This window comes from Rhodospirillales bacterium (assembly GCA_016712595.1).
Lineage (GTDB): Bacteria > Pseudomonadota > Alphaproteobacteria > Rhodospirillales > Defluviicoccaceae > Defluviicoccus.
In genome coordinates this window covers 2,385,047-2,406,129 of record JADJQT010000001.1, presented here as the reverse complement: position 1 = coordinate 2,406,129, position 21,083 = coordinate 2,385,047, and the positions used below count along the sequence as shown (strand labels likewise).

Annotated in this window: 15 protein-coding genes; 5 read left to right on the top strand and 10 right to left on the bottom strand. The window is 60.2% G+C overall.

All coding sequences use genetic code 11. The features are described 5' to 3' along the window. Positions 1-34: 34 nt before the first annotated feature. On the bottom strand, positions 35-1,669 hold the full coding sequence (locus IPK66_10825; protein ID MBK8175727.1) for an alpha-D-glucose phosphate-specific phosphoglucomutase: 1,635 nt from the start codon (positions 1,667-1,669) through the stop codon (positions 35-37). Positions 1,670-2,096: 427 nt separating this feature from the next. Here IPK66_10825 and IPK66_10820 point away from each other — a divergent pair, with 427 nt between their 5' ends. Continuing rightward, positions 2,097-3,389, top strand: coding sequence for a serine hydrolase (locus tag IPK66_10820; GenBank protein MBK8175726.1), 1,293 nt, complete (start codon positions 2,097-2,099; stop codon positions 3,387-3,389). Positions 3,390-3,536: 147 nt separating this feature from the next. Here the strand turns inward: IPK66_10820 and IPK66_10815 are convergent, their stop codons facing one another. From IPK66_10815 to IPK66_10785, 7 genes are all read right to left on the bottom strand, one after another. Next, positions 3,537-4,028: a gamma-glutamylcyclotransferase gene (locus IPK66_10815; protein MBK8175725.1), complete on the bottom strand. Its 492-nt coding sequence runs from the start codon at positions 4,026-4,028 to the stop codon at positions 3,537-3,539. A 13-nt stretch (positions 4,029-4,041) separates the two neighbouring features. Next, entirely contained in the window at positions 4,042-4,776 is a 735-nt protein-coding gene (locus IPK66_10810) for an isochorismatase family protein (protein ID MBK8175724.1), read from the bottom strand. A gap of 82 nt (positions 4,777-4,858) precedes the next feature. Then, positions 4,859-6,232, bottom strand: a complete 1,374-nt coding sequence (locus IPK66_10805; GenBank protein MBK8175723.1) for a phosphomannomutase/phosphoglucomutase — start codon at positions 6,230-6,232, stop codon at positions 4,859-4,861. A gap of 66 nt (positions 6,233-6,298) precedes the next feature. Continuing rightward, positions 6,299-7,630, bottom strand: a complete 1,332-nt coding sequence (locus IPK66_10800; GenBank protein ID MBK8175722.1) for a UDP-glucose/GDP-mannose dehydrogenase family protein — start codon at positions 7,628-7,630, stop codon at positions 6,299-6,301. Between the two features lie 103 nt (positions 7,631-7,733). Next, positions 7,734-8,603, bottom strand: coding sequence for a UTP--glucose-1-phosphate uridylyltransferase GalU (gene galU / locus IPK66_10795; GenBank protein ID MBK8175721.1), 870 nt, complete (start codon positions 8,601-8,603; stop codon positions 7,734-7,736). 261 nt (positions 8,604-8,864) lie between these two features. After that, a complete protein-coding gene (locus IPK66_10790) occupies positions 8,865-9,656 on the bottom strand; it encodes a molecular chaperone DnaJ (GenBank protein MBK8175720.1) in 792 nt (263 codons plus the stop codon). 4 nt (positions 9,657-9,660) lie between these two features. Continuing rightward, positions 9,661-10,374, bottom strand: a complete 714-nt coding sequence (locus IPK66_10785) for a VWA domain-containing protein (protein ID MBK8175719.1) — start codon at positions 10,372-10,374, stop codon at positions 9,661-9,663. Positions 10,375-10,527: 153 nt separating this feature from the next. On the opposite strand from IPK66_10785, the gene IPK66_10780 reads away from it, so the two are divergent. Further along, positions 10,528-11,634 carry an NAD(P)/FAD-dependent oxidoreductase gene (locus IPK66_10780; protein ID MBK8175718.1) on the top strand — a complete coding sequence of 369 codons (1,107 nt, stop codon included), beginning with the start codon at positions 10,528-10,530 and terminating at the stop codon, positions 11,632-11,634. 132 nt (positions 11,635-11,766) lie between these two features. Here the strand turns inward: IPK66_10780 and IPK66_10775 are convergent, their stop codons facing one another. Together IPK66_10775 and IPK66_10770 are read right to left on the bottom strand one after the other, a co-directional pair. Next, positions 11,767-12,471 (bottom strand): DUF1003 domain-containing protein, encoded by a 705-nt coding sequence (locus IPK66_10775; GenBank protein ID MBK8175717.1) that lies wholly within the window; start codon positions 12,469-12,471, stop codon positions 11,767-11,769. Positions 12,472-12,796: 325 nt separating this feature from the next. Next, a complete protein-coding gene (locus tag IPK66_10770; protein MBK8175716.1) occupies positions 12,797-13,183 on the bottom strand; it encodes a hypothetical protein in 387 nt (128 codons plus the stop codon). A gap of 525 nt (positions 13,184-13,708) precedes the next feature. Here IPK66_10770 and IPK66_10765 point away from each other — a divergent pair. The 3 genes from IPK66_10765 to IPK66_10755 all read left to right on the top strand — a co-directional run bounded on the left by IPK66_10765 (position 13,709) and on the right by IPK66_10755 (position 20,982). Continuing rightward, complete coding sequence (locus tag IPK66_10765) at positions 13,709-17,167, top strand: response regulator (GenBank protein ID MBK8175715.1); 3,459 nt, start codon at positions 13,709-13,711, stop codon at positions 17,165-17,167. Next, on the top strand, positions 17,164-17,697 hold the full coding sequence (locus IPK66_10760; GenBank protein ID MBK8175714.1) for a response regulator: 534 nt from the start codon (positions 17,164-17,166) through the stop codon (positions 17,695-17,697). Before IPK66_10765 ends, IPK66_10760 begins: the two co-directional genes overlap by 4 nt. 648 nt (positions 17,698-18,345) lie before the next feature. After that, a complete protein-coding gene (locus IPK66_10755; protein MBK8175713.1) occupies positions 18,346-20,982 on the top strand; it encodes an EAL domain-containing protein in 2,637 nt (878 codons plus the stop codon). The last annotated feature ends 101 nt before the right edge of the window (positions 20,983-21,083 follow it).

Genomic DNA, 21,083 nt, shown 5'->3' with positions numbered 1-21,083 from the left:
CAACGGCAGGCGTAGAGAGGGACGGCCAGGCGGATCAGGTAATCACCGTCGGCGACGTCCGACCGGTGCGCCGTTCGATCTCCGCCACCTGATGGGCGATGGCGATGAGGTCCGACAGCGCCACTTGTGTGTCGACGTCGTGTTTTGACGGATCTGCTTCGAAACGCTCGACATAGACGCGCAGCGTTGCGCCTTGCGTTCCGGTCCCCGATAGCCGGAAGACGATGCGCGAGCCATCGGCAAAGCCGATGCGGATGCCCTGCTTGGCGCTGGTGCTGCCGTCGATGGGATCGGTATAGGCGAAATCATCGGCAAGAACGACGTTGTACGCGCCAAGCGTCGTACCGATGAGCCCGGGCAATTGCCCGCGCAGGTGCTCCATCAGGCCATTCGCCGCATCGGATTCGATTTCCTCGTAATCGTGGCGCGAATAGTAATTCCGTCCGAACGTCTTCCAGTGCTCGCGCACGATATCGGCGACGGACTGTTTGCGGTAGGCAAGCACGTTCAGCCAGAAAAGCACCGCCCAAAGTCCGTCTTTCTCACGCACATGGTTCGAGCCGGTGCCGAAACTCTCCTCCCCGCACAGTGTCGCCTTGCCGGCATCGAGTAGATTTCCGAAGAATTTCCAGCCGGTGGGCGTCTCGAAACAGGGAATGCCGAGCTTTGCCGCCACCCGGTCGGGCGCCTGGCTGGTCGGCATCGAGCGGGCGATACCGCTCAATCCGCCGCGGTAGCCGGGCGCCACGGCGGCGTTCGCCGCCAGCACGGCGAGGCTGTCCGACGGGGTGACGAAAAACCGGTTACCAAGGACCATGTTGCGATCGCCGTCGCCGTCCGAGGCGGCACCGAAATCGGGACCATCGGCGCGTTCGAGCCGTTCGACCAGTTCGTGGGCATAGACCAGGTTCGGATCGGGATGGCCGTCGCCGAAATTCTCCAGCGGCACACCGTTGATCACGGTTCCGTCCGCCGCACCCAGCATTCCTTCGAGAATCGCCTTGGCGTAAGGTCCGGTCACCGCGTGCATCGCATCGAAGCAGGCGGAAAAGCGCCCGGAGCGGAACAGTTCGCGAATAGCATCGAAATCGAACAGGCTCTGCATCAGCGCTGCATAGTCGGCAACGGAATCGAAGACCTCGACGGCCATGCCGTCCACCGCCGTCGGCCCCAGCCGGTCGAGATCGATGTCGGGGGCATCGGCGATCATGTACGAAGTCAGCGTGCCGGTGCGGGCGAACACGGCTTCGGTGATCGATTCGGGCGCGGGTCCACCGTTGGATATATTGTACTTCACGCCAAAATCAGCGTTGGGTCCGCCGGGGTTGTGGCTTGCGGAAAGGACGAGTCCGCCGATCGCGCCCTGCTTGCGAATGACGCACGACGTTGCCGGCGTCGATAAGATGCCGCCCTGCCCGACCAGAACTTTGCTGAAACCGTTTGCCGCGGCCATCTTTAAGATGGTCTGGATGGCCTGCCGATTGAAATAACGACCGTCGCCACCGACGACAAGTGTCGATCCAACTTTACCATCTATACAGTCAAACGTTGATTGAACGAAGTTTTCCAGGTAATGCGGTTGCTGAAATATTTTAACTTTCTTGCGTAAACCGGACGTTCCCGGCCTCTGCCCTTCATAGATCTTTGTTTGCACGGATTTCGATGTCATGGTCCTAGCGACTCCCCTCGGCGAATCGGTCCCGCGAATTTGTCGCAGACCCTAACAGGTCGCCTTTACCGCGCCAACGGGCTTACGTGCACCGGCGTTCGGAATTAAAAGTTCCGTCCGTGCCGGTACACCACGGTCATGCCTCAAGGCCATCGATCACCAAATTTTCGCCACGATGTGACAGCCGGGGACATTCAGCTTGCCTTTACCCCGGGGTTATTTCAAGATTACGACCTGTTCATCACTTTTGCGCGATAATCAAACCGAGAAAACTGGCGGCGCGGGGTTAATGATCGGCGCCTTTAAATAATAAAGTGTTGGTGAAATGGGTGGCACATTTACTCCTGATGTTCAGGGAAGGCAAAAATCTTGCGATGAAAATGCCGGCAGATATCGCTCGACGTTTTGCCGCGTGGGGTTCATTGAAATGAGACGAATTGCGGCAATATCCCTCCTCGCGTTATTTTTCTGCGCCTCGTTGGGTTCAGCGAAGGCGGACTATTCCGCGCTGCTGATGGACGCATCGAATGGTCGGATTCTGCACGAAGTCGACGCCGACCTGATCCGATACCCAGCGTCTCTGACCAAAATGATGACGCTTTACATGCTGTTCGGTGCGCTCGACGAGGGCCGCATCAGCCTCGACGACCGGATGACGGTATCGAGCCATGCCGCCGAACAGCCTCCGACGAAACTGGGATTGAGACCCGGTCAGTCGATCGCCGTCAATGACGCGATTCTCGCCCTCGTGACCGAGTCGGCGAACGATGTGGCCGCGGTTATAGCCGAAAGTCTCGCCGGCAGTGAGCCCGCCTTCGCCCGCGCGATGACCACAAAAGCCCACAAGATCGGCATGTATTCGACGACATTCATCAATGCGTCGGGCCTGCCGGGACCAGACCAGGGAACGACCGCGCGCGATATGTCGATTCTCGGTTTGGCGCTGATTCACGACTATCCGAATTATTATCACTATTTTTGCACGCAGCAGTTTTATTATGGTCGGTCCGTTCACCCCAATCATAACCGGCTACTGGGCGTTTACGACGGCATGGATGGCATCAAGACCGGCTATACCCGTGCGGCCGGATTCAACTTGGTTGCTTCGGCTTATCGGGATGGGCAACGGCTGATCGGCGTCGTCCTCGGTGCGCGTTCGCTGGCCAACCGCAGCGCGATCATGACCAGCCTACTCGATCAGGGGTTTGCCGGTGGCGAGATCTTCGTCGCGCGCAATAACGTCGGGATGTCCACAGGAACTGCTCTCACGCGCAAGGTAGCGTCATCTGGCGCCGCTTCTGTTTCGTCGCGGCGCTCAACGAAGCCGACGGTCTCCGCATCCGTTATCGGCGCAAGCACGCTCAAGATGCCGACCCTCAAAGCCGGGCGATCGGTGACGGCCTCGACATCCCGCAAACCGCCGAGATCGGCCACGGCGATGCGCGCCACGCGTCCGCAGGCCAAGGGCGCCACTGTGATCGCCTCCCGCAATGCGGCGAAACCCGCCCTATCATCGACGCGCAAGACGTCGAGTGTTTCGTCGACGCCCAAGGCTTCCAAGCAGGTCGCCTCGGCCGCCAAACCAAAGCCGCGTAACCGCAAGGTCCAGGCAATGTTGAAGGCAGCGCCACCATCAAAGCCGGCGACGGCAGCCCGGGTCAGTGCCCGCCAGGACCGCGGCCGGCGTGTGGTCGACGGCGAACGGCATCCGCCGTCTTAAATAAGGCATCATCCGCCGTTCTGATGAACGGCGCTCCGGCACACTGGTGCAACTACTGCTCGCGGTATCTGAGCCGAATCATCCGCCGTTCTGATGAACGGCGCTCCGGCACACCGGCGGCGGGCCTTCCTGCGCCCACGGGTGAGTTCAGCGGGGATGCTCCCTGCCCTGCTCCGCGTGACCAGCACTGATACCCGGGGAGCGGACGCGGTGGAGCGCCGCTGCCGCCGGCTGGCGGCGGCGGATGACGCGCAGCACATACTGCCTGCGGTAGCGGCGACGCCAATAGGCAGGCCGCCATTCAATCGATGTCGGCTCACAGCCTTCGACGGGCAGGAAAGCTTGCGCGGATACGGATCGGCCGGCGCCGAGATTCACGGAAATCGGCGCGAGACGGTAATCCTTGCCTTCGTAGGCACTCAGCCGGGCGACATCGCGAGCGCTCAGGCGATGGACGAGCACTCCTTCGACGCGGGCGCCGTCGGCGGGAACGAGCACCGGATAAACGGCACCCCGCCGGAAGACCCGGCGATAACCGGCGAGTACGGCGCGGCAGCGGCAGGAGCGGTCAACCCGCCGCCGCAAAACCGCCTGCAGGATCTCAGGATCAATCAGCGTTCCGTAGAAGAAAAGCCGCACCGCACCGCGGACCTTACGCGATCGACGAGACCAGACGTGCACCGCGCGACGCCATCGTGTAGAGCCCGAGGTGGTGGGCGACCGCCTGCGGATGCGCCGCCGTTTCGGGCAATCCGAGCGCCAGCGCCCGTGCCTTCGGCAAGTCATAGGTGGCGCATCCCGGCTCGTAGACCACTACGTCGCGCAGCGCCGGCATCATCCGGTGATTGCGCGCCGAGAGCATTGAGGTGACGAACTCGGCGACGCAGATATCCGTACAGATGCCGACGACGACGAGGTCTTCGATTCCGTTGTCATTCATCCAGTCGACGATGCGGTTGCGCCCCGTCTCGGGATCGATCGAACCGACGAAATCGTTGATGCAATCAGCGCCGATGAGCGTCGCCTCAGCGCAGTTCGCGAGCCAGGCGAGCTCGGGCACGAGATCCTCGTCGCCGCTGCCGACGATGCAGTGGGGCGGATACGGTGGCTCCGGACGGTCGGCGTCATGGTGATCGAGAAAGACGACGACCGGCAGCCGGCGCTCGACGAACTGCCGTGCCAGCCGGTCGGTCTCGCGGATCATCCGGGCGATCTGAGGGTTCGGCTCAGTCGGTGCAAGCGGCCCCGCCCCCACCGTCGCAAAGCCGTTCTGCTCGTCGACGATCGCGAGCCCGCAGCGGCGGTCGACGAGCGAAAGCAAAGACAGCGCGATCGGCAGCTCATCTTGGAGGCGTTCGGCCAGATCGATAGGATCGCGGTGCGACATTTCGGCGTCTCCTTCGGCGTTCCGTCCCATCACCTAAGCGATCGGAGCGTCGGTGCCAAGAGGAGACGCCGCGAGATCCCCGTCATCCTACCGCGTGGGCGTCAACGTCGCTTCGTGACAGCTGGTCCGCGAGTTGCCGCTTCAGCCTGTCGAGGCCGTCCTTCGACGCGGCCTCGCAGCGGCCGACGAGCACCGGCTGCGTGTTGGAGGCGCGCAGCAGCCACCAGCCGTCGGCAGTGTTGACCCGCACGCCGTCGATGTCCTGCACGGTGATGCCCGCGACTCCCTTGAGGCGCTTGCGCACCTCTTCGATGACACCGAATTTGCGCGCATCGGGGCAATCGATCCGCAGCTCCGGCGTGTTTACCATCGCCGGCAGCGCCTGAAGCATTCCGGCAATGCCGACATCCGAAGCCGCCGCCACCGACAGCAACCGGACAGCGGCATAGAGCGCGTCGTCATAGCCATAATAACGGTGGGCGAAGAAGATATGCCCGCTCATCTCGCCGGCCAGCGGCGCCCCGGTTTGCGTCAGCAGATTCTTGATCAGCGAATGGCCGGTGCGGCTCATCAACGCCTTGCCGCCCAGGCGCTCGATCTCGTCGAAAAAGACCTGGCTCGATTTGACGTCAGCGATGATCGTCGAGCCAGGCAGCTCGGCGAGGATCGGGCGAGCGAGGATGATGAGAAGCTGATCGCCCCACACCACGGTGCCGGTCTCATCGATGACACCGATACGATCGCCGTCGCCGTCGAGACCGATGCCGAGATCACAGCCGTGTTCGGCCACGGCATGCTTGAGATCTTCGAGGTTCTCCTCGACCGTCGGATCGGGGTGATGCGCCGGAAACGTGCCGTCGACCGTCTCGTTGATGATGATGTGCCGCCCGGGCAGCCGGTCGCACAGGGCGCGCAGCACCGCCCCCGCGGCACCGTTGCCGGGATCCCAGGCGACGCTCAATGGCCGGCCCGGCCCCATGTCTTGTGCCAGACGTGCGATGTAGGCGTTCGAGACATCGCGCTGCTCAACGGTGCCGGCGCCAGAGACGACATCACCGTCCGCGACCATGCGGCCGAGCCGGGCGATATCGTCCCCGAAGAAGGCCTTCCCCGCCTTCAGCATCTTGATGCCGTTGTAGTCGGGCGGGTTGTGCGAGCCGGTGATCATCATTCCGCCGTCGGCCCCGAGATGCTTGGCGGCGAAATACAACATCGGCGTCGGACCGAGACCGATGCGATAGACGGCGAGGCCGGTCGACGCCAGCCCTTCAACGAGGGCGGCCTCCAGCATCGGTGAGCTGAGTCGGCCGTCGTAACCGACGGCGACCGATCGACCCTGCTCGCGGACAACGAGAGTACCGAAGGCACGCCCGATGGCACGGACGCCGTCGACGGTGAGAGTCTGGCCAACGACACCGCGGATGTCGTATTCGCGCAGAATAGTGGGATCGAGCATCAAGCCTCGCACACGGTGATTTCGCAGACGGGGGGTCTCAAGGCGGAGTTTCTCAGGTGGGGTTCCTCACATGGACGCTCCGGTTGGGGGGACGAACGGGCGGCCAACCGAACTATAATAGAAACCTGCTGCCGCCATCTGTGATGGGTTGTAGATGTTGCGCAAATCGCAGATCACCGGCCGGCGCATGGATGTCTTCAGGCGCTCGAGGTCCAGCGCGCGGAATTCGTTCCATTCGGTGAGAATGGCCAAGGCGTCGGCGTCCTCGACTGTCTCATAGGCGGTGTCGCACCAAGTCACGCCTTGCAAAAGTTTTTTTGCTTCGATCATGCCTTCCGGATCGAAGACGCGCACCCGCGCGCCGGCACACAACAGTGCCGGGACGATCTCGAGGCTCGGCGCGTCACGCATGTCGTCAGTGTTCGGCTTGAAGGTCAGCCCGAGAACGGCGATGGTCATGCCATCGACACGGCCACCACAGGCATTGATGATCTTCGTCGCCATCGCCCGCTTGCGCGCGTCGTTGTAGGCAATCACCGCCTCGATAATGCGCAGGTGCATCCCTGCTTCTTCGGCCGTGCGCGCCAGCGCCAGCGTGTCCTTGGGAAAGCACGATCCGCCGTATCCCGGCCCCGGATGCAGGAACTTGCGGCCGATGCGCCCGTCGAGCCCGATGCCGCGGGCGACGTCGTGTACGTCTCCGCCCAGCGCCTCACACAGATCAGCAATCTCGTTGATGAAGGTGATCTTCGTCGCGAGGAAGGCATTGGCGGCGTACTTGATGACCTCGGCCGTCCGCCTGGAGGTAAAAACGAGCGGTGTTTCAATTAGATAAAGGACGCGGTAGAGCTGACGCATCACCTCGCGGGCGCGTTCACTGCCGGTGCCGATGATCACCCGGTCCGGGCGCATGAAGTCGTTGATCGCCGAACCCTCGCGGAGGAACTCGGGATTGGAGACAACGTCGAACTCTCCCGCGGGCAGGCGCGCGCGCAAGATCCGCTCGAGTTCATCGCCGGTTCCGACGGGGACAGTCGATTTGGTCACCAGCACGGTATAGCCGTCAAGCGCGCTTGCGACCTCTTCTGCGGCGGCATAAACGTAGGTCAGGTCAGCGTGGCCGTCACCGCGCCGGCTGGGCGTGCCGACGGCGATGAATACCGCGTCGGCGGCGGCGACCGCCGGTGCCAACTGGTCGGAAAACGTCAGCCGCCCGGCAGCAACGTTGCTCGCCACCAGTGCGTCCAGCCCCGGTTCATAAATCGGGATCTCTCCACGCGAAAGACGAGCGATCTTGTCCTGATCCTTATCGATGCAGGTCACGTTGACGCCGAACTCGGAAAAGCAGGCGGCTGAGACCAGCCCCACATAACCGGCCCCGATCATCGCGATGCGCATGCCTGCCGTCCTCTAACCCAGCCCTTGTCGTGATCGATCCGATGCTCTCGCGCGCAACCGGCCGCCACCGAAACCAACGTGATCAAGATGGCGGCCAGTTGGCTCAGATGAACCGCGTCAGCATCTCGCGAACACGCGTGCCCATGTCTTCGCGTTCAAGTGCGAACGCGAGATTGGCTTCGAGATAGCCGATCTTGCTGCCGCAGTCGAAGCGCCGGCCGTCAAACCGGTAGCCGTGGAACGGAATGAGTCCGATGGTCTTGGCCATGGCGTCGGTGAGCTGGATTTCGTTTCCCGTCCCGCGCTCTTGATGCTCGAGTATGGTCAGGACGATCGGCTCGAGGATGTATCGGCCGATGACGGCGAGCGTCGACGGCGCCTTGTCGGGTTTCGGCTTTTCCACCACCCCCTTGGCGCTGACCAGGGGGCCGTCCTCGCGCGAGACCTCGATGATGCCATACTGGTCGGTCATATCCGCCGGGACTTCTTCTACGGCGACGAGGTTACCGCCGACCTTGCGGTGTGCCTCGATCATCTGCTTCAGCGCACCCGGCCGCGACATGATCAGATCGTCAGCGAGCAGCACGGCGAACGGCTCATCGCTGACGAAGTTGCGGGCGCACCATACGGCGTGGCCCAGTCCCAGCGGCACCTGCTGGCGCGTGTAGGAAATGTGGCCCGGAGGCGGCATCCAGTCGAGTACCGAGCGCAGGGAATCCTCGCGGCCGCGTTCGCGCAGAACCGTCTCCAGTTCGATACTGTGATCGAAATGATCCTCGATCGCGCTCTTCGCCCGACCGGTGACGAAGACGAACTCCTCGATTCCAGCCTCTTGCGCCTCTTCCACGGCGTACTGAATCAATGGCTTATCGACGATCGGCAGCATTTCCTTCGGCAGCGCTTTCGTTGCCGGCAGAAATCGTGTGCCGAGTCCGGCGACCGGAAACACTGCCTTACGCACAGGTTTGGGCATTGATCGACCTCTCGATTATCAGCGGGACAACCCGGGAAATGGGCGGGACAAGGACGAGCCTCGCGTCGTGCTGCAGCGTGATGCTGGTGCGCCCGCGCCAGCCGGATCGGCAAGCGGCGGCGACACCGGCAGACCGGCGGGCGAATAGCACACCTGCCAGCGCGCCGCCACTGCTTCGCGCAGCACACGTGAATTAACCATCCCGGAAGTATCCGGATTGCGAGCATCTGGTCAATAACGATGCCGAATCGTAGGTGGAATTCAGCGCGATGCGCGTTTCCGGAGAAGCAAGTCACGCGCCATGTTCACCTGAGCCGCGAGAAACGCCGAGCCGCCGCGATCGGGATGCACACTGGCGATCAGGTGGCGATGCGCCGCGCGGATCTCCGCGTCCGCGGCTCCGGGCGCGAGCCCGAGGATGCGGTATGCCTCTTCTCGGCTCATCGCCTTCGCGGCACCGCTCTCCTGCCGCCCGCCTTGGTTGGCTTCGGCGCCTGTTCGTTCACCGTCCGCTCCGCCTGCCTCGGCCGTGCCGTCACCCGCTGTGCGCCAATCCGGCTTGCGCCGATCGAGGTACGCCTCGATCAGCAAGGACGAGGGCTGGTCCTCCTGACGCAGAAACCGGCAAAGATCAAGGACTTCATCGAGACTCATCGCATTCAGCATGCGTCCCGCGTAGGCGCCGTCGAGCACCGATCCGTCGACGGCACCGCTGTCGTGATCGAGATGCATGTCGAGAAACCGGCTGCGCGTTCGCGTCGTCCGACCACCGGTGGATCCTCCGGGGAGTCCTTGGGTCTGGCCGAACAGATCTCCGAAACTGCCGCCGCGAGCACGCCAGCGGAAAAACAGCGGCACGGCGAAAGGCGCAAGGCCGATAATCCAGCCAATCCGCCCGCTCATCGTCAGCACGATGGCGATGATCACCAGCACGGCGACGGCAGCGGTCTTGGCGACCGACGTCAGCGTCCGCAGGTCCGCAGTGCCAATCCAATTGAGTAAGAGCAGACAGCCGGCGAGCAGCGCGATGCCGGCGAGCAGCATGGGCAGCATCGCACTAGCGGCGCTGCATCTGGTGCGCGATGCGCCGGACAGCCTCACCGCCGGTGATCGCCAGCCGGTCGAGCGCCTGGCGACCACCGGCGGCAAACACCGCGACCGCGCAAAGCAGGTCCTTCAGCACCTCGGCGCTGGACGAATCGAACTGGCAGTAGGCGCCACCGGAGAGCCGCGCGACTTCGCGAAAGACGGTTGCGGCGTGCGCGTCGTCTCCCTCGTGGAACATGAATGCCGGTACACCCAAAAGTCCGAGTTCGCCCGCCCGTCCAGCCAGACGGTCGATGCTCTCTTCGCAGCAATCGCCGACGAAGACGACCGCGGCCAGACGTTCATGCCTAGCTACATTCAGCGCGTGCTCCAACACCTTGATAATCTGGGTTTCTCCGGCGCGACAGGCGACCGCAGACATCATCCGCACCAAGGCGCCGCCGTCCTCTGTCCAGCGGCCGACACGGAACTCCCCGAACCCGCGATAAAAGCAGATCTGCATCACAAGGCCGCCGCAACCGGCGGCGGCGAGGAACATCTCTGCCTGCAGGCGCGCGGCGCGATCCCAGGTCTGCTGGCGGCTGCCGGTGGCGTCGAGCCCAAACAGTAGCCGCCCCTTCCCGGCACCGTCACCGCGCGACGGTGTACGCGCCAGCGCCTCGAGAAACGCCGCGACGTCGCGCTCGCCGCCATCGCGGATCAAGGGTGTGTTCCGCTCCGCCATCACCGATCGACCATCGCCCTCAGCTGCTTTCATTTCCCCTCTAACATAGCGAGGATGGGGCGATTATCTAAGGATGTTCCCAAAGCTCCGGAACGTCGTTGCGGGCAGGCTGGCCACGTCCGCGCGCGTGCTGCGGCAGTTCGAGGAGAAAGAATGGACGAGCGTTGCGATGCAGTGATCATCGGCGCGGGCGCCGTCGGACTGGCGGTGGCGCGCGCCCTCGCCACCGAGGGGCGCGAGGTCCTGGTGCTCGAGGCGGCCGAGACCTTCGGGACGGTGACAAGTTCGCGCAACTCCGAGGTGATGCATGCGGGCCTCTATTATCCCACCGGCAGCCTCAAGGCACGTCTCTGCCGCCGGGGGCGCGACCTGCTCTACCGTTATCTTGCGGAGCACGGCGTCGATCACCTGCGCTGCGAGAAGCTGGTCATCGCCACCGACGACGCCGAGATCATCCAGCTCGACGAGGTCGAGGCCCGCGCGCGGGCCAACGGCGTCGATGACCTTCGCCGCCTGTCCGGCAAGGAGGCCCGGGGGCTGGAGCCGGCATTGATCTGCCGGCAGGCACTGCTCTCGCCGTCGACGGGCATCTTCGACAGCCACGGCTATATGCTCAGCCTGAAAGGAGTAGCAGAAGCTTATGGTGCGAACTTCGCGTTTTGCGCGAAGGTTATCGGCGGCAGCGTCGGTGAGAATGGCATCCGCTTGCGCGTCGCCAACGACGGAGCGGAGATTGGCCTTGCCTGCCGGACGGTGATCAACGCTGCCGGCCTCGGTGCTCAGGGCGTGGCGCGATCCCTTGATGGCTTTCCACCCGGGCTCGTACCTCGGCTTTACTATTCGAAGGGCAGCTACTTCTCGCTTAACGCCTCTCCGCCGTTCCGCCGGCTCGTCTATCCGCCGCCGGACCATGCCAGCATCGGCCTGCACTACACGCGCGATCTCGCCGGGCGCGGCCGCTTCGGCCCTGATGCCGAGTGGATCGACGTCGTCGATTACCGTGTCGACGCCGGGCGCGCTGAGCGCTTCTATGCCAGCATCCGCCGCTACTGGCCCGACCTGCCGGACGATGCCCTTACTCCGGACTACGCCGGTGTCCGCCCCAAGCTGCAATCGCCGCAGACGCCACCGTGCGACTTCGTCATTCAGGACCCGCACGTCCACAACATCCCCGGGCTCATCAACCTCTTCGGCATCGAATCCCCCGGACTCACCGCCTCCCTGGCCATTGCCGAGGACGTCGCGGCGCGCCGGCCTTGATCCGCTTCATTGCCGCGCCGCTCACCGGGCTCCTTGGCACCCGCGGGCCACGTTTGCTGTTTCCTCTCATCTGGAGCGCGTTCGAAAACGACATCTACGCTGCAAAAAATTCTCATGGTGATTTGCCAACCTTTACGGTCGACGCTTTACCATTTCATCCATGAGTTCGATCTGAATTTGCTGAATCTCAACAAGCCGTTCCCATTGATTTGACAGTAGGTGGTCAATCTTCTCGTGTAGTTGACGAATTTCAAGTTCTGCCTTGAGGTTTACTTTATAATCATTTTCTGAGCGCATGCGATCCCTCGCCTCCTGACGATTCTGGCTCATCATGATGATCGGCGCCTGCACCGCAGCTACGCACGAAAGAACCAGGTTGAGGAAAATGTAAGGATAGGGATCGAATGCATGCGTGATGAGAGCGGCACTATTGATTATCATCCACAATAGCATGAAGCCAAAAAACAAGAAAATGAATCGCCAACTTCCTCCAAACGAGGCAATCCTGTCGGACCACATATCCCCCACGGTCCGGTTTTTCTGAAAATCTTCATCAACATTCGTAGCGAGCAATTCACGTTGGTTAAGGCTGTTGAGCACATCACGTTCTATGATCGAGAGTTCACCTTTTTCACGCTCGATAAGCGATTGAATATAGGATGCCCGGAACTGGTTTAGATCCGAACGGCAGATATAACCATTTACCGACCAATTCGGATGGGTAAGTCGTATCTGTGCGGCGATGGTTTCTCGAACCAGCTCGGCCGGGATCATCTCGACTGCACGCTTCGATATTCCGCAAATTTGGCAAACGAAGTGGGGAGTGTTTGTTTTCATATGCCGATCGTCCCAATAGGAAAGGTATATTTCCTCGACATCAAAGTACGTTTACATCATATTATTGACACAATTAAAAAAACCAACCGAAAACGATAGAGTGTGCTTAACAATCCTTAATTTGGAACCGCCCTTCGCGACGACTAGCTTTTGCTTCGATTTCGATCACGAAACGTCGCGATCGAAGACGGAGTGAGTTGCGATGACAGTCATCAAGATGGTACGCTATAAACTGGCGGTGAGTATTGTCAGCCTTGGGCTTCTGTCCGCCGGGGCGGCAATTGCCCAGACAACGTCTCCCTCTCCGCCCGCATCGCCCCTTCCATCAGCAACAACCATGCCGTCGCCTGCTGCTGGCGCGCCGGGATGGACGTCGAAGGGCGATCACGCGCAAATCGAGGACCTCAATCACAGCCTGAAAAGCGATCGGCAGTCGATCAGCAGCGATGAGCGCGACCTTGCAAAAGACCGCAGCAATATTCGCGAAGATCGGCAACAAATTCGCCAGAGCGACCAGCAATGGATGCATGACGACCGGACCTACCAGCACGATCTCGCGACCGGCAATAAGGCCGGAGCCAACGCCGAACGGAAGGCGATGCAAGGCGATCAGGCGGCGATCCATCAGGACATGCGTGATACTGCCGCTCAGCAACACGAACTGGGCGCCGACCGGAACGAAATGCACACTGACCGCCAGCAGGCCGGTCATGATCGCTGGGCACGCACGGTCCGGCAGGACAATCTCGATCAGCACCAGTCACACCACTGACGCCGCGCTCAGACGTCGATAGAAGCCGCTGTCCGGCAGGTTGCCGAACAGCGGCTGCAGAATAGCACCGCCGCACAAGACGCCAGCCCCCTGCCCTCGCACCGTTTCACCTCCCATACGGGAGTGTCTGCGTCGGCATCTCGTTCTGACACCGCCGACGGTCGCCATTCCGCGCGGAAATAATCGTTTGTTAATCAGCGCCGCTTAACCTTAGCCGCATGTTCGCGACCGGGGAATGTTCATGTGGCGTTCTATGCTCCGCCTTGCGCGCCAGTATCTGTCGAAGTCGCTGTCTTGCGACGGTGGGAGATCGCGCGCCCTTTGGGGGTGTCAGCGCAGCATCGACGATGGTTGCACCTGGGCTACTGCCTTCACTCGAGCAAAAATATGGCCTCGGTTAAATTGCGATAGCCGTGATGCATCTGCACGACGTTCGCGCCACACTATAGTTTGTTGAGCAATGAAATGCCCATTTCATCGCAAAATACCTCAAATCGCATCGATATAAGGCAGGTAAAATTATTTCTACAGATATTCATAACTGTTTCTGCATCATTTATTATTATCTGGCAATCTTCATTATATTTTGACGCTATCCTGGATAACCGCCATCGGCGCGCTGCAGCTCAGGAGACAACGCGGCGCGCCCATGATCTGTTTGGCCAAACTCTGCGACTCTATGCCGCTGATCTGAAAATCATTTCCCAGAGCGAAGATCTGCGTCTGTTGGCCTCTGGAAGCGCGGCGGCCCGTAACGGGTTAATCCGGGATTTCGTGATTACCGTTTCGGAAAAGCCGCTCATCGCCCAGCTTCGTTACATCGATCGGCTGGGCAACGAAATCGTCCGCGTCGATCGTCGGGGTGACGAGGTGATCATCGTCGACGGTGCTCGATTGCAAAACAAGGCGGAGCGGTATTATTTCAAAAATTCTATTGGCCTGTCCGAAGGTGGAATTTACGTCTCGCCGATCGATCTCAATGTCGAGAATGGAAAAATCGAGGTGCCATGGAAGCCGATGCTGAGGCTAGCCATGCCGGTCGGTCACGTGGAAGAAGGCGCTGCCGGGATAATCATCGTTAATATTTCCGCCGATGAGCTGATTGCAGATATCAATCGGAATCATTCGACCGGTAGTGAGCCCATTCAATTGCTGAATAATGAGGGTTACTGGCTCGCCGGAGCACCAACCGATCAGCTTTGGGGATTCATGTTCGGTCGTGAGACGACCATGGCCAGGACTGCCGCCGCGGTATGGCCGAACATTCTGTCGGCACCACACGGAGAGTTCGATTTCACCGGCGCGCATTACACGTTTCAGACCCTGTTCCCCGCCGATGCTCTGTCCGCCAACGGGCGCGTTTCGTCCGTTCACGCGGATGACGTCAAGTGGATCATTCTGAGCTCGACCCCCCACGTCTCGGTCATGAGCCTTTGGCAGCCAAAGCATCTGCCGGTCGCCCTCGGCGGTCTTCTGGTGATCGGCATCGTTTGCCTGGCCTGGAGCCATGCGGCGATCGCTCGGCGCGACGCGGAGGACCGATTTCGTCAGATCCTGTCGTCAGTCAACGAGGGCATCCTCAAGGTCCGGATTGGCGGCAAGCTCACCTACGTCAATCCGGCCGGTGCGCGCCTGCTCGGCTATGAGCCGGGCGAACTCGTCGGCCAGATGATGCACGCGCTCATTCACTACGCGCGCCCAGACGGAAGTGCCTTCCCCCTTGAGGAGTGTGCCATCCACCGCACCGCCCTCGACGGTGAGCCGCGACGGGTGTCCGATGAAGTGCTGTGGCGCAAGGACGGCTCCAGCTTTCCGGTCGAGTATTCGACCACGCCGTTTTGTAAGAACGGACAGGTGATCGGAACGGTGATCTCGTTCCACGATATCACCTTGTTCAAGCGCGCCGAACAGGCGTCGCTGGACGCCAAGGAGTTGGCCGAAGCGGCGTCGCGCGCCAAAGCGGATTTCATGGCGAACATGAGTCATGAAATCCGCACGCCGATGAACGCTATCATTGGCATGGCACATCTGGCCCTGAAGAGTGGCCTGAACGCACGGCAGGCGGATTACGTGCAAAAAATCCAGCAAGCAGGCCGTCACCTGCTTGGAATCATAAATGATATTTTAGACTTCTCTAAGAACGAAGCGGGAAAACTTTCACTTGAATGCACAGATATTTATATAGACAAAGTATTAGAGAATGTTTCTAGCCTTGTATCAGATAAGGCTACGGCAAAAGGGCTAGAATTTATTTTTGATATTTTCGACGATGTTCCAAATCACTTGATTGGAGATCCGCTACGGCTTGGGCAAATTCTTATAAATTTCGCCAGCAACGCCGTGAAGTTTACTGAGAAGGGCGAAATTGCCATTACTGTCCGTATGGACGAGGATTGCGGCGGCGCCGTTCTGCTTCGCTTCGAGGTTCGTGACACCGGCATTGGCCTGACCGAGGAGCAAAAATCCCGACTGTTCAAGAGCTTCCAGCAGGCAGATACGTCAACGACGCGCGAGTACGGCGGGACCGGCCTCGGTCTTGTCATCTCGAAGCGGCTGGCTGAATTAATGGGCGGCGAAGCCGGTGTCGACAGCATCCCCGGCGAAGGCTCGACATTCTGGTTCACCGCGCGGCTGGGAAAAGGCGAGCCCCTTTGCGCCCCCATGCCGAGGTCCGACTTGCGCGGCCGCCACATGCTCGTCGTCGATGACAATGAAAAGGCGCGCGAGGTCCTGGCACATATCCTTTCCACCATGTCCTTCCGTGTCGAGGCGGTTGCCTCGGGTGAGGCGGCGCTCGAAGCGGTGCGGGCTTCTGCGGCGGATCCGTTTGATATCGTCTTTGTCGACTGGCAAATGCCGGGGATCAATGGGTTCGAGACAGGCGAGAAGATCCAGGCGCTGCGCCTGGCCCCTTCCCCGCGACTGGTCATGGTCACGGCCTACGGTCGCGAGGAAATCCTCGAAGGTGCCGAGGCGGCGGGTTTTGACGAGGTTCTGGTCAAGCCGGTCAGTTCCTCGGCGATGTTCGACGCTGCCATGCGGGTCCTGGGGAATGATCGGCGGTTAGGGGGCGAAAACGATGCCTACCACAGTGCGCCGTCCGAACCTGTGCCGGAAGCACTCAAGGGCCTTTGCGTTCTGTTGGTCGAGGACAACGAATTTAACCAGCAGGTCGCCAAAGAAATTATCGAAGACTTGGGGGTAATCGTCGATATCGCCGAGAACGGCGCGATCGCCGTCGAAAAGGTCAAACATCGCGCTTACGACCTGATCCTCATGGACATGCAGATGCCGGTCATGGACGGCGTCGCCGCCACAATCGAGATCCGTAAGCTGGGGAACGCCAGCCTTCCCATCGTGGCCATGACCGCGAATGTCATGCAAGCGGATCGCGAAAAGTGCCGGACCGCGGGCATGGATGATCACTTGGCCAAACCCGTCGATCCAAATGAACTGGTCTCAATCCTGGCGAAATGGGCGCACGGACGCCGTGCGGTCACGGATACCGCCGGAACGGCGCGGGACACCCAGCGACGAAGGGAATCCACCCTTCGGCCCGATCTGCCCGAGATCGATCCGGATGTGTTCGACTTCGAGCAGTTGGGACCGATCTACCAGTGGGATCTCGTCAAGCTCAAGGCCGCGATGGCGGGTTTTCTTGATCATGCCTCAGGACAGGTCGCTGCTCTGGACGGGGCGGTGATCACGGACATGACCCAGGTGCGAAACGCCGCCCATTCTCTCAAGGGTGCCGCCACGACCGCGGGAGCGAAGCGTCTCGGGCGTCTCGCCTCCGACATCGAGGCCGCGAGTGTTGCGGATCAGTCCGAGACGGTCACGGTGCTGGTTGATCTGGTCGCGGTGACGTTTGCCGAACTCTGTACTTCGCTCAGACCCTTCCTTGCTGAAAGAGACGTCGCATGATCCCCCTTGATCTGAAACGGATGAAGGTGTTGCTGATCGATGATGAGCAATTCATTCGCACCACGATCCGCCAGATACTGGTCCAGATCGGCATCCCGCAGGCAAACGTTTACGAAGCGGACTCCTCGGACATCGGGCTGAGCGAGACCTTGCGCACTCGTCCGGATATCGTGTTGTGCGATATCCACATGCCGGCTGGGGGCGGGTTCGCGTACCTTGCCAAAATCCGCAAGTCGTCGCTTGCCGATGTTGCCGCAACGCCGGTCGTCATGCTGACCTCGGACGCTACCAAGTACGCCGTCGAAACGGCGAAGGGCCTCAAGGTCGACGGCTTTCTGGTCAAGCCTGTGTCGGTAACGGCCGTCAAGCGCGCCCTTGAATGGGCGCTGAAACCGGTCGAAGCCGCGTCTGGCGAAAGCGAATTGGAGGGCCTTTTCATCGAGGGCGATCCCGCCGATCTTCGGATGATCAGCGCCCTGCTCAAGGAGCTTTACAACGTCAAGATCACCAAACGTCTTTTGAACGCGTAACCGCTACGCTTGCGTTCCTCGTTTGGTCCACAAACGCTCACGACCCCCGCTGACGGCTCCGCGGCTTCGCTCGCATATTGACCGCCAGCTGGACGGCGCAGCCTGCGCCACTCGCAGCGAGGCGTAGGCGAGCCGCAGGAAACTTGCGCAAATCCCCTTGAACGGTTGTTCTTGAACGAAGCAGGCGCGACCGATCTTCGCGATCATCGCACCACCACCATCCCGACCCAAGGATCGTGTCCCTCAGGAAAGCCGCCGGGAGCCCTTCGCCTCAGGGTTCACGATTGTGGATCCAGATCAACTGATGACGCCCATATTCTACGCCGTTTCACGGAGCACCACGGCATCGCCTCCGTCTGCGACGATTTTAAAAGCGCAAAGCTCATCGCAGAGTTTCGCAGGCGTAAGTCCCACATGACACACCCCCCAACCAGGGAATAATCTCGTTATCTTCGGCATTCCGCTCCTTGTCACCCAGCGCGTTGGAGGCTGAACAGTATGGGACGACCCGCCAGACCAAGTTTATACGGGAAATCCGAACTTTTTTGAGGACCCGGCGACGGAAGCACCGCAATAAAAAAACAAATATTATTGGATTGTTCCTGTCTTATCGCACACGCATAGCGTGCGCTTATAGGTTTCAAGCCTATGTACAGTCCATATTTGATTAAGTGGCTCAACGATATTTCGATATCGAAAAAATTATATTTTACTATAGGTGCAATGGCAATGTTAATTTGCCTTGAGTTATTTGCATTGTATTTCTCTTTAAATACACTTTCTTCCTTGAGAGCTTATGTAGGGGCGGAGAGTCTATGGTCAAAAGCGCAAAAGGATGCTGTTTTTCATTTGTATAGGTACGGTGTTTCACATACAGATCTAGATTACGATCTATTCGTTAAATTTATGAAAGTACCAATCGGAGATGAAAAAACACGACAAGCTCTACGACAGACAAAACCAGATATCGAAGCAGCGCGACAGGGTTTTTTAGAAGGACGTAATCATCCTGATGATATTAATGGGATGATTGACTTGTTCATAAATTTTAATAATGTTTATTATATCAGAAAGGCAATGACTATATGGGGAAATGCAGAACCTATTGTTACAAAGTTGTTTAAAATTTCTGATGAGTTGCATAATGAAATTGAGTCAGAATCACCGTCGCAAAAAAAAATAGACGATCTATTAAAATCAGTTTACATCATTAACCAGGAACTAACGGCACTTGAAGATGATTTCTCCTATACTCTTGGCGAAGGTTCGCGATGGCTCGAGGGGTTCGTTTTAAAACTTCTTTTTTCTATCGCTATTACCGTTGAGACGACAGGTCTGATTCTGACGATATCCGTAAGCCGGAACATTCAAAAAGGACTGACAGAAATCATCCGCGCGGCAAATTCTTTCGCGAAGGGAGACTATGGAACACGGGCAAGAGTGTTCTCCCAAGATGAAATCGGTGTTGTCGCCGACGCATTCAACCAGATGTCGGGCGAGTTACAGTCACGCGTTAGTGAGCTTGCCGAGGTTAATCAGCAGCTCAGACAGCAGATCGTTGAACGGGAGCGCACAGAAGCAAAGCTAAGACGGACCTTTGCCTTGCTCGGCCAGCACGTCAACAATACGCCGCTCGGTGTGATCGAATGGGAGCAGGAAAGCTCCTCCGACGATGCGCCACGCGTGCACCGCTGGTCCGGACGATCGCAGGCGATCTTCGGCTGGACCAGCGCTGAAGTCTCCGAGCGCTCAGCGGAGGCGTTCGGCCTTTTCTTCGAAGGGGACGCCGAGCGCGCGGCGGATGCGCGACGCGATCTGACCGAGGGACGATGCCCGCGCAACACCCTCAGCCTTCGCTGCTATACCAAGCAGCGGCGGGTCCTGCATTGCCAGTGGTACAACTCGGTACTCCACCTCAAGGAAAGCGGCAAGATCACCATCTTGTCATTGATCGAGGATGTCACCGAACAGGTCGCGGCGCTGGAGAACGTCCACCGCCTCGCACACCATGACATCCTCACCGGGCTACCGAATCGCTCGATGCTGCACGACCGCCTGGGGCAGGCTCTGGCCGGCGCGCGACGGCATCGGCAGGGCGTCGCGGTGATGATGATCGACCTCGATCACTTCAAAAACGTCAATGACGCCCTCGGCCATACGATCGGTGACCAACTGTTGAAGGGGGTCGCCGCCCGCCTGTGCAGCCGCCTTCGCGCCAGTGATACGCTCGCCCGTGTCGGCGGGGACGAGTTCGTTCTGATCCAGCCCGATCTCGTCGACCAGAAGGGCGCCTCGATCATGGCGCACAAACTCATCGACGCGCTGGCCGAGCCGTTTTTCGTCGATGGCAACCGTTTGCACGCCGGCATCAGTGTCGGAATTACCATATTCCCCCACGACGGCGCGGAACCGGACGGTCTACTGCGCAACGCAGACATGGCCCTTTACCGCGCCAAGCGCGACGGGCGTGGCCAGTACCGGCACTATTCCCCCGATATGGACGTCGAGCTCAAGGCCAGCCGCAGCATCGAGAACGGTCTGCGCCAAGCGATCGAGCACGGCAGCCTTACGCTGCACTATCAGCCGACCTTTGGCCTCAACGACGGGCGCATGCAAGGAGTCGAGGCACTGATCCGCTGGCCCCATCCCCGCGGCGGCTTCGTCCCGCCCGCGAACTTCATTCCGGTTGCCGAGATGTCCGGGCTGATCGTTCCGCTCGGCGAGTGGATTTTGCGCCAAGCCTGCCATCAGGCTCAGGTCTGGAGAGCGGATGGGCGACGGTTGCGGGTCGCGGTCAATCTTTCCGCCGTCCAGCTTCGTCAGCCGGATTTCGCCTCCCTGATCGAGCGCGTACTCGGTGAAAGCGGCCTTGCCGGCCCGGCGCTCGAACTCGAGGTTACTGAAAGTGTCTTTCTCGATCCTTCCAAATCGGCCATCACCAGGGCGCTGTACGAGGTCGCTGAGTTGGGCGTCGGCCTTGCCATCGACGATTTCGGCACTGGCTATTCCAGCCTCGGGTATCTGAAGCGCTTTCCGTTCACCCGCATCAAGATCGACGCGTCGTTCGTGCGCGATATCGGTGCCGAGGCCGACGCCGACGCCATTGTCACGGCGATTATCGCCCTCGGCCGCGGCCTCGACAAAGCGGTCACCGCCGAAGGCGTCGAGACGGACCTCCAGCTCAACTTTCTTCGCGCCCACGCCTGCGACGAGGCCCAGGGCTACCTCCTCGCCCAACCGCAGCCGGCGCACGAAATCGCGGAGGAGACGCGCGTCAGCGCCTGAAAAGCCGTTTTCGCGCACACGCGCATTTCCGTGAGCCTTCAGCGGACGACACGAACTCCGGTGAACGGCAGGGCCTTGCGCAGGAAAGATCGATGGCTCGG